Genomic DNA, 8,100 nt, shown 5'->3' on the forward strand with positions numbered 1-8,100 from the left:
GCTCCGAGCGGCCTCGGCCGGGTGGCGGCCGAGGCCTTCGCGGCGCCTTCGCGGCTGCCTTCGCGGCTGCCTTCGCGACCGTGCCGGCGGGGCCGGCGGGGCCGGCGGCGCGGCGATACGGCTCCCGGAGCTGAGCCCGTTCGGGAGAATGGCTAACCCATGTTGCGGCATGGGGACCCTGGGCGGGCCACAACCGATGCTACGGGGCCACCGGCCCGCTCGCCGACGACCGGACCTGAATGCCCGACACCGAAGGCCCATCCCTTCTCGACTCCGTGGCGGATCTCGCGGGAGACCTCCCGGAGGATCATTCGGACGACCTCGCAGAGGATTTCAGCGGGGACCTCCGGCACGGCCTGCCGGAGACCGTGCGGGCCCATCTCGGCACCCTGCTCGGCCGCGCCTACGAGCAGATCGGCCCGGAGCCCGGCGCCGCCGCCGAGAACTTCGCCGACCTGCTGGCGCGCCTCGATGCCGCCCTCGCGCAGGCCGAGGGCGACCGGGAGGCGACCTTCCGCGCGGGCCTGCTGGAGGTGGTGCCGGCCCTGCACCGCTTCGCCGTCTCGTTGACCCGCGATCCGGCGGCGGCCGACGACCTCGTGCAGGACACCTTGCTGCGCGGTTGGCGCGGGCGCGGGGGCTTCACCCCCGGCACCAACCTGGAAGCGTGGCTGTTCACGATCCTGCGCAACGTGTTCTACAGCCAGCACCGCAAGCACGGTCGGGAGGTCGCCGACACCGACGGCAACCACGCCGAGCGCCTCACCAGCGTGCCCGAGCAGGGCGGCCACCTCGACCTCCAGGACGTGCGCGCCGCCCTCGACCGGCTGGCGCCGGTGATGCGGGAGGCCCTCGTCCTCGTGGCGATCGAGAACATGAGCTACGAGGAAGCCGCGGCGGTGATGAACTGTCGGATCGGCACGGTGAAGAGCCGCGTCTGGCGCGCCCGCGAGCAGCTCGCGCGCATGCTCGGCTACAGCGGGTCCGAGATCGGCAACGACGGCGTGATGCTCTCGGTGACCGGCGCGACGGCCTGATCAGCACGGTTCTCGCCGCCCAAGACGTGGTCGTGCTCGCGAAATCGGCATTTCTCTACCGGTATTCGGCGAGAAATTTGACTTAGGTGAAAGCGCCCGGCCCCAGTCCCGGGCGACATAAGGGCGGGTTGGGTCGATCCGTCGGCTCGGCTCAGCTCCCGTCGGTGTGACATCCCCCCGATCCACCGGCGGGAGCCCCATTGCGGCCCCTACTCGATCCAAATTCGGTCCGGGATGCCCGGCGTTCAGGTCGCGGCGCCGCCCGCCCGGTCCGCGTCGAGCTGCTGCAGCAGCTCCGCCAGCCGCGGATCCAGAGCCTCGTCGATCACAGGATCGTACAGCGCCCGCAACTGGCGGCCGAGGCGCAGACGCGTCGGTTCGTCGAGCGCCGGGCCGCTCGCGACGGGCACCACCCGCAAGGGGGCCGCGGCCCCGCCGGAGGCCCCTCGGGCGGAACGCCCCTGGGCGGAGGGTCGCGGGGCGGCGTGCTGGCGTTCGGGCTGAGGCATCCCCCTTACATCGGCCCAAGCCCGCGCGACGGCAACCACCCGGCCGCGCGTCACGCGCCGTTCAGGCATCGTCCTCGGGCGCGAACACCTCGCCCTTCTCGGCGAGGACGGCATCGGCCTCGTCGCGGGCCAGCGCGTCACCGGCCCCACCGTCCGGGTCGGCGCGGCCCGAGACCCGGTCCAGGGCGCGTTCCCAGCCGGCCGGCAGCGCCTGCCCCTGCCCGGCGAGGATCTCCCCGGCGCGGCGGCGGACCCGGTCCCAGGTCGCCGGATCCATCACCGCGTAGGCGGTCCCGAGGCCGAGCTCGGTCCCGGCGCGCGCCACGGCCTCGGCCCATCCGGGCGGGGGAGACGAGGTGTCAATCATGGCTGCTGGCCTCCCGCGACGATCTGGGGGCGGAGATAGGGCGCCAACGCCCGGCGGCCTCACCGCAATCCGTGGGCGGCGAGTTCCTCCGGCACGAGGGCGGCCGCATCCTGGCGCGCCAGGATGGCGTCGAGGGGCATCGGGCGGCCGTCCCAGGCGTCGACGCCGACATCGCAGGAGCGGGTGGTGTCGGGGAGCCGGCCGTGGCTGTGCCCGTAGAGGTGGCGCGTCTCCCGCCACAGGCCCGGCCAGGCCCGGTGCGCGTAGTGCGACAGGAAGAGGCGGTGCGCCCGCCCCCCGGCATCCGCGACCGAGAGGCGCGCGCCGTCCACGGGGGGCTCCGCCCAGGGCAGATCCAGGACGCGGTTCGAGTCGTGGTTGCCCCGGACGAGGTGCTTCACGCCGTTCAACCGGGCGAAGATCGCCGCGCAATGGGCGCGGCTCGCATGGGCGGCGAAGTCGCCGAGGTGCCAGACGACGTCCTCCGGACCGACGGCGGCGTTCCATCCGGAAACCAGCGCCGCGTCGTGGGCCTCGATGTCGCCGAACCGGGCCGCGCGGTGGCGCAGGATGTGCGGGTCGCCGAAATGGGTGTCCGCGGTGAAGAAGATCGCCATGCCGCCGAGACTCGCATCCGAGATCGCATCCGCACCGATACCGTCCGGGCAGGCCGCGCGGTGCCGGACCGAGGTGGTCCCATCCGCGCCTCGGGCAAGGCTGCGCGGCATCCTGCCCCCGGGTCCGCGCGGGCGGAGCGGTCCGAAGCCGGCCGCGTTCTGCAACCGGAAACCGTACGCGACAGGCGCTAGGCGATGCTCGATCCCACGATCTACGCCCATCTCCTGGATGCGGCCGGGGCGCATCCGACCCTGCGGGCCGCCCTGGTCCAGGCCGGTCCGATCGCCATCGCGCCGCCGGCCCATCCGCACGTCGCCGACCGGCTGTGCGTCGAGGTGGTCAACCAGCAGCTCTCCACCCGGGCCGCCGCGGCGATTTGGGCGCGGATCGAGGCCGCCGCGGCGGCGGCGGCCACCAGCCCGCGCGGGCTGTTCGAGACCGGCGACGCGGCGCTTCTGCGGGCCTGCGGAATCTCGGGCAACAAGGTCCGCGCCCTCCGGGCGATCGTCGCCGCCGAGGCGGCGGGTCTGCTCGGTCCCAACCTCGCCGGGCTGCCCCATCCGGAACGCGCGGCGGTCCTGTGCGGCATCCGCGGCGTCGGCCCCTGGACCGCCGACATGGTCGGCATCTTCCACTTCCACGACCCGGACATCTGGCCCGAGGGCGACGTGGCGGCGGTGGGCTGCCTGCGCCGGCTCACCGGGCTGGACGATACGCGCGCCGTGGCGTCCGCCTTCGCGCCGTACCGGTCGATCCTGGCGCGCTACCTCTGGCACATCAAGGACGCGGGGGTGGTGACGGTCGAGCCGGCGCCCGTCTCCCGGCGCGGGCGACGGGCCGGGGCGGCGGAAGCCGGGTGACGGGCGATGCCATCCGCGCCTTCCCGGAAACCGCCATGCTCCGCCGGGGCAACGGTCCGGCGGACGCCGCGGCGGGTATGGCTGGCGCGGCGGCTACGGCTACCGTCGCGGCGTCGGCGCCGCGGTTGGCGCGGGCCTGCTCGGCTTCGCAGTCGGCACGGTGATCGGCTCGGCGGCCGCGCGCAGCGCGGCGCGGCTGGTGGCGGTCTACGAGCCCCCCGCCGGTGGTGTACGCCCGCCCGGTCGCCGTGCGCGGCTCGGCCTACTGCGCCTCGCGCTACGGCTCCTACGACCCCGCCTCGGGCACGTATCTCGGCTATGACGGCTACCGTCATTCCTGCCCGTAACGGGCCGGAGAGCGCCTGATTTCGGGCCCCGGTCGCTCGCCACCGGCCGGGGCCATCGTCGTGTCGGCCGGGCCGGCACCGGGACGATCCAGCCTTCCGCGATGACCGGATCGGACGCCTCCGAGCCCGCCTGCGGCCGAGGGCGCGGGCTCGCGCGTCGTGGCGGCGGCGATGCCCGTCCTCGCCGGCAGAGGCGAGGCTCCCGGCATCGGTCGAGTCCCGCCGGATGCCCGCCGCGCCCCGGCCGCGCACGAGAGCGGTGGCGACGTGAACCGTCGCGGCCTCGGGAGGCGCGTCGGGCCCGGGGGCGCCCCGCCGAGGCCCGACGTTCGGCGCCCTCACGCGGCGCGCTTCTCCACCACGAGGGTGTCGTAGATCTTGTTGTCCGCGTAGAGCCACTTGGCCAGGGCACCGGCGATCAGGGCGCCCGCGATGGGCGCCAGCCAGAACAGCCACAGCTGGGCGATGTACGCGTCGCCGGCGAACAGCGCCACTCCGGTGGAGCGCGCCGGGTTCACCGAGGTGTTGGTCACCGGGATCGAGATCAGGTGGATCAGCACCAGCGCGAAGCCGATGGGGATGCCGGCAAAGCCCGTCGCCGCGCCCTTCGCGGTCGCACCGACGATGATCATCAGGAAGAAGAAGGTCGTCAGCACCTCGGTGACCAGGCAGGCGGTGAGGCTGTAGCCGCCGGGGCTGAGGGTGCCGTAGCCGTTCGAGGCGAAGCCTTTCGGGACCCAGCCCGCCTTGCCGGAGGCGATCAGGTAGAGGGCGCCGGCCGCCACGACCGCGCCGACGACCTGGGCGAGGAGGTAGGGCACGACGTGCCGACTGGCGCAGCGTCCGCAGGCCCAGAGGCCGAGGGTGACGGCGGGGTTGAAGTGGCCGCCGGAGATGTGGCCGACCGCGTAGGCCATGCTGAGCACGGTCAGGCCGAAGGCGAGGGCGACGCCGAGGAAGCCGATGCCGAGTTCGGGGAAGGCCGCCGACAGCACGGCGGCGCCGCAGCCGCCGAACGCCAACCAGAACGTACCGAAGAACTCGGCGGCCGCGCGACGTCTCAGATCATGGTCCATGGTCGTCCTCCTCCGGAAAAGTCTCTGGGGTTCAGGTCATCAGATCGTTCGTGACGTGTCTTCGGGACCCGGGCGGGCACGGATGGGACGACGGGCGCGTCACGGTGCCGAACCGTTACTGTTTTGTCCAGTCTAAGACCGATTGAATGCAATCGGTCTGCGCCAAGGTCAGGTCCTCTCCGGCGGCGATCACTGCATCGCGCGTGCCATCGTCCTCGCACCAGGGCCGCAGCACCTCGGGTACCGTCGCCACGTATTGCGCGCGGCCCGACGCCGCCGCCGGCACAGGCCTGATCCCGCGCCCGTCGTCCAAGACCGCGTCGGCGGCCGGGCCGTCCGTCCCGCCGGCGTCGCTGCGGATGCTCGGGCCGACGCGCCTCGGGTCGACCACGTCGCCGGAGCCTGGGCGACGAACCTCGCCTTGCGGGTGTCATTCCTGGCCCCGGGCATGCCCGGGACCGCGTCGGGCTCCTAACGCCCGGGCCGGCGAGACCGCGAGCGGCGGCGTGAAGACGGGCGCGGCGTTTCATCGCGCTCACTTCGGATCAGGATGGAGGCGCGGATCTCGGGCCGCCTCGTTCCCCGGGGCGCCCGGCGCGTGGAGAAGGGCCACGGCCTGTCGGGAGGCGTCCCGCTCGGCGGATGCGCGCTCGGTCGGGCGAGCGCCGATGCCCCCCGTACCGCCGCGGTGGAGGGAGCGGGATCGCCGATGTCTGCCGGCACGGCCCGGTACGGAAATTCCTCCGCCGTCATGTCCCCGGCCTCCCCGAGCACGGGAGCAAGCCGCTCCCGCGCGAGGACGCCGTTGCGCAGGATCGTGAGGAGCAGCCACGCCTTCAGCCGGGTCCCGGCCTCGAATCCGGCCCCGTGCTCCCGGGCCTTCGGCAGGGTGAACTGCACGAGGCCGCCGCGTTCGAGTGCGTCGGCGACGGCGCGGAGCAGATGCGGCACCGCGGCGGTCCGGTCGGCCTTGAACCCGGCAGCGACCCGGCTGTCGGTCTCGGCGGCGTCGAGGGCCGCCGCGAGGCGCTCCAGCCCACGTGCCCGGGGGCGAAATGCACCTCAGCTCCACAACTTCTGAATAATAAATGCGGAGACTATGCCTCGGCGCGCGGTGCATGCGTGAGACCATGGCACCGTGCCCGGGACCGGAGTCGAGCAGCCCGTCGATGTGATGCCCGGTTGGGGACGCTCATGGCGGGCCGAGAACGCGGCCTGTCCTTGACGGCGGCCTGCCTAGCGAGGCGAGCATTGATCTTTGGCGCAAACCATTCGCGTCGATGATGCGGGTATACCAGGAAAATAACTTCAGTTAGGGAACCGGCTTGTGCGCAACCCGTTTGTGCCCCGCTGCCAACTGCGCGGCGACACGAAGGGACGAGGCAAGCGGTGACCGTAGGGGTCGACCGGCATGAACTCCGGCATATCATCGCCGGCCTGAGCGAGGGCGTGATCCTGGTCGAGCCCGACCAGACCATCGCCTACGCCAACGAGGCCGCCCTCGCGATGCACGGAGCCGGCAGCTTGGACGAGCTCGGGCCCACCGTCGACGACTATCGTCAGCGCTTCGCCCTGCGCTACCGCAACAACGTCACGCCGAACCAGTACCCCATCGAGCGCGTGGTGGCCGGGGAGCAGTTCCACGACGTCGTCGTCGAGGTGCGGCGCACCGACCGGCCCGAGCAGGATTTCGTCCACTCGCTCCGCAGCCTGGTCGCCACCGACCGCGACGGCAACCCGAGCTGCCTCGCCCTGATCCTCAAGGACGTCACCGACCAGTTCGAGGCCGAGGAGCGGTTCGAGGCGACCTTCAACGCCAATCCGGCGCCTGCGGTGATCACGCGGCTGTCCGATCTGCGCCACGTCAAGGTGAACACCGGCTTCCTGGAGATGACCGGCTTCACCCGCGATGCCGTGATCGGCCGCAGCGTCTACGAGGTCGACGTGCTGGCCGAGGCGCGCAACCGCGACCTCGGGATCGCCCGCCTCAAGGAGGGCAGCACGATCCCGCAGATGGAGGCGTGCCTCGGCCTGCCGGAGGGCGGGAGCCGGTTCGTCATCGTGGCCGGCCAGCCCATCGACATGGGCGACGAGCCCTGCATGCTGTTCACCTTCGCCGACCTAGAACTGCGCCGGAAGGCCGAGACGGCGCTGCGTCAGAGCGAGGCGCGCTTCGCCAAGGCGTTCCGCCTGACTCCGGTCCCGACCGTGCTCGCCCGGGGCAGGGACTTCCATGTCACGGGCATCAACGAGGCCTTCACCCGGGTCTTCGGCCTGGGCGAGGACCGGGTCATCGGCCGCAGCCTGGCCGAGGCCGGGCTTTGGGTGAACGATCGGCAGCGCATGGACGTCGAGGCCGCCATGAACCGGCACGGCTACCTGCACGGCGCCGAGGTGTGCCTGCGGCACGAGGACGGGGCGAGCCTCGATTGCCTGGTCTCGGCCGAGCGCATCGAGATCGAGGACGATCCGTTCGTGCTGCTGGTGATGCAGGACATCACCGACCGCAAGCACACCGAGCGCGAGCTGTTCGACGCCCTCGAGGCCGTGATGGCCGACACGTCCTGGTTCAGCCGCGGCCTGATCGAGAAGCTCGCCAACCTGCGCCGGCCGGAGGCGGGACGACCGGATGCCTGCGCCCTCAACCTGACGGTTCGCGAACGGCAGATCCTGACCCTCATCTGCTCGGGCCTCGACGACGACGCCATCGCCCGCAAGCTTGGATTGTCGCGCAACACGGTCCGCAATCACGGCGCCGCCCTCCACCGCAAACTCGGCGTCCACAAGCGCAGCGAGGCAATCGTCTGGGGGCGAGAAAACGGTTTTCCGCTGCAATCATCAGGAAAAAAATGATCATGATACCGGTATATTTATCTCATTGATCCCGGAGCCTGCCGCATCATCTCGAAATCGGTCCCGGGTTTTCTCGAACACGACGGAGCACCCATGACCGAAGACAGCACCGCGCTCCCCACCGATCATCGCAAGGGCTCGATCAAGGAAGCACTCGGCAAGCTCACCGGCGACGTCCGGATCGAGGCCGAGGGGCGGCGGCAGAAACGTCAGGCCCGCGCCGCCCGGGGCACCGGAACCAAGCCCGCCGGCTCGGACCGGGACTGACGACATTCCGCGGGGCGCCTCGAGGACGAGGCGCGCTCCCGCCCTTCACGACACGAGGAGAACGACATGGTCGACACGGATCGGATCACGGGCGCCGCGCAGGCGCTGGGCGGCAAGCTGCAGGGCGCGGTCGGCGACCTGACCGGCTCGCGGCGGGACTCGGTCG

Annotated in this window: 12 protein-coding genes; 6 read left to right on the top strand and 6 right to left on the bottom strand. The window is 72.1% G+C overall.

What is annotated here, in order from left to right; translation table 11 throughout:
• Window positions 1-239: 239 nt before the first annotated feature.
• Complete coding sequence (locus MFF58_RS27170; RefSeq protein WP_238292603.1) at window positions 240-1,037, top strand: sigma-70 family RNA polymerase sigma factor; 798 nt, start codon at window positions 240-242, stop codon at window positions 1,035-1,037.
• A gap of 245 nt (window positions 1,038-1,282) precedes the next feature.
• Here MFF58_RS27170 and MFF58_RS27175 read toward each other — a convergent pair whose 3' ends face one another.
• From MFF58_RS27175 to MFF58_RS27185, 3 genes are all read right to left on the bottom strand, one after another.
• Window positions 1,283-1,546, bottom strand: coding sequence for a hypothetical protein (locus MFF58_RS27175; protein ID WP_238292606.1), 264 nt, complete (start codon window positions 1,544-1,546; stop codon window positions 1,283-1,285).
• Window positions 1,547-1,607: 61 nt separating this feature from the next.
• Window positions 1,608-1,913, bottom strand: coding sequence for a hypothetical protein (locus MFF58_RS27180; RefSeq protein WP_238292607.1), 306 nt, complete (start codon window positions 1,911-1,913; stop codon window positions 1,608-1,610).
• A gap of 59 nt (window positions 1,914-1,972) precedes the next feature.
• Entirely contained in the window at window positions 1,973-2,530 is a 558-nt protein-coding gene (locus MFF58_RS27185) for a metallophosphoesterase (RefSeq protein WP_238292628.1), read from the bottom strand.
• 195 nt (window positions 2,531-2,725) lie between these two features.
• Here MFF58_RS27185 and MFF58_RS27190 point away from each other — a divergent pair, with 195 nt between their 5' ends.
• Together MFF58_RS27190 and MFF58_RS27195 are read left to right on the top strand one after the other, a co-directional pair.
• Window positions 2,726-3,391 (top strand): DNA-3-methyladenine glycosylase family protein, encoded by a 666-nt coding sequence (locus MFF58_RS27190; RefSeq protein WP_238292609.1) that lies wholly within the window; start codon window positions 2,726-2,728, stop codon window positions 3,389-3,391.
• Between the two features lie 224 nt (window positions 3,392-3,615).
• Window positions 3,616-3,738 (top strand): BA14K family protein, encoded by a 123-nt coding sequence (locus tag MFF58_RS27195; protein WP_238292612.1) that lies wholly within the window; start codon window positions 3,616-3,618, stop codon window positions 3,736-3,738.
• A 338-nt stretch (window positions 3,739-4,076) separates the two neighbouring features.
• Here the strand turns inward: MFF58_RS27195 and aqpZ are convergent, their stop codons facing one another.
• The 3 genes from aqpZ to MFF58_RS27210 all read right to left on the bottom strand — a co-directional run bounded on the left by aqpZ (window position 4,077) and on the right by MFF58_RS27210 (window position 5,765).
• Complete coding sequence (gene aqpZ, locus MFF58_RS27200) at window positions 4,077-4,814, bottom strand: aquaporin Z (RefSeq protein ID WP_238292615.1); 738 nt, start codon at window positions 4,812-4,814, stop codon at window positions 4,077-4,079.
• 115 nt (window positions 4,815-4,929) lie between these two features.
• A complete protein-coding gene (locus MFF58_RS27205; protein WP_238292619.1) occupies window positions 4,930-5,127 on the bottom strand; it encodes a hypothetical protein in 198 nt (65 codons plus the stop codon).
• Window positions 5,128-5,285: 158 nt separating this feature from the next.
• Window positions 5,286-5,765 carry a hypothetical protein gene (locus tag MFF58_RS27210; protein ID WP_238292622.1) on the bottom strand — a complete coding sequence of 160 codons (480 nt, stop codon included), beginning with the start codon at window positions 5,763-5,765 and terminating at the stop codon, window positions 5,286-5,288.
• A gap of 438 nt (window positions 5,766-6,203) precedes the next feature.
• On the opposite strand from MFF58_RS27210, the gene MFF58_RS27215 reads away from it, so the two are divergent.
• The 3 genes from MFF58_RS27215 to MFF58_RS32505 all read left to right on the top strand — a co-directional run.
• Window positions 6,204-7,667: a helix-turn-helix transcriptional regulator gene (locus MFF58_RS27215; RefSeq protein ID WP_238292623.1), complete on the top strand. Its 1,464-nt coding sequence runs from the start codon at window positions 6,204-6,206 to the stop codon at window positions 7,665-7,667.
• A 93-nt stretch (window positions 7,668-7,760) separates the two neighbouring features.
• Complete coding sequence (locus MFF58_RS27220; RefSeq protein WP_238292626.1) at window positions 7,761-7,934, top strand: CsbD family protein; 174 nt, start codon at window positions 7,761-7,763, stop codon at window positions 7,932-7,934.
• A 66-nt stretch (window positions 7,935-8,000) separates the two neighbouring features.
• Window positions 8,001-8,100 (top strand): CsbD family protein (locus MFF58_RS32505; protein WP_505744320.1); only part of this gene is annotated, 100 nt, incomplete at its 3' end.

Origin of the sequence: Methylobacterium longum (assembly GCF_022179385.1) — a bacterium.
GTDB classification, from domain to species: domain Bacteria; phylum Pseudomonadota; class Alphaproteobacteria; order Rhizobiales; family Beijerinckiaceae; genus Methylobacterium; species Methylobacterium longum.

What these genes read in the sequence shown, in the direction of transcription:
- MFF58_RS27170 (WP_238292603.1), top strand. Translation starts at nt 240, where the DNA reads ATGCCCGACACCGAAGGCCCATCCCTTCTCGACTCCGTGGCGGATCTC.
- MFF58_RS27175 (WP_238292606.1), bottom strand. Translation starts at nt 1,546, where the DNA reads ATGCCTCAGCCCGAACGCCAGCACGCCGCCCCGCGACCCTCCGCCCAG.
- MFF58_RS27180 (WP_238292607.1), bottom strand. Translation starts at nt 1,913, where the DNA reads ATGATTGACACCTCGTCTCCCCCGCCCGGATGGGCCGAGGCCGTGGCG.
- MFF58_RS27185 (WP_238292628.1), bottom strand. Translation starts at nt 2,530, where the DNA reads ATGGCGATCTTCTTCACCGCGGACACCCATTTCGGCGACCCGCACATC.
- MFF58_RS27190 (WP_238292609.1), top strand. Translation starts at nt 2,726, where the DNA reads ATGCTCGATCCCACGATCTACGCCCATCTCCTGGATGCGGCCGGGGCG.
- aqpZ (WP_238292615.1), bottom strand. Translation starts at nt 4,814, where the DNA reads ATGGACCATGATCTGAGACGTCGCGCGGCCGCCGAGTTCTTCGGTACG.
- MFF58_RS27220 (WP_238292626.1), top strand. Translation starts at nt 7,761, where the DNA reads ATGACCGAAGACAGCACCGCGCTCCCCACCGATCATCGCAAGGGCTCG.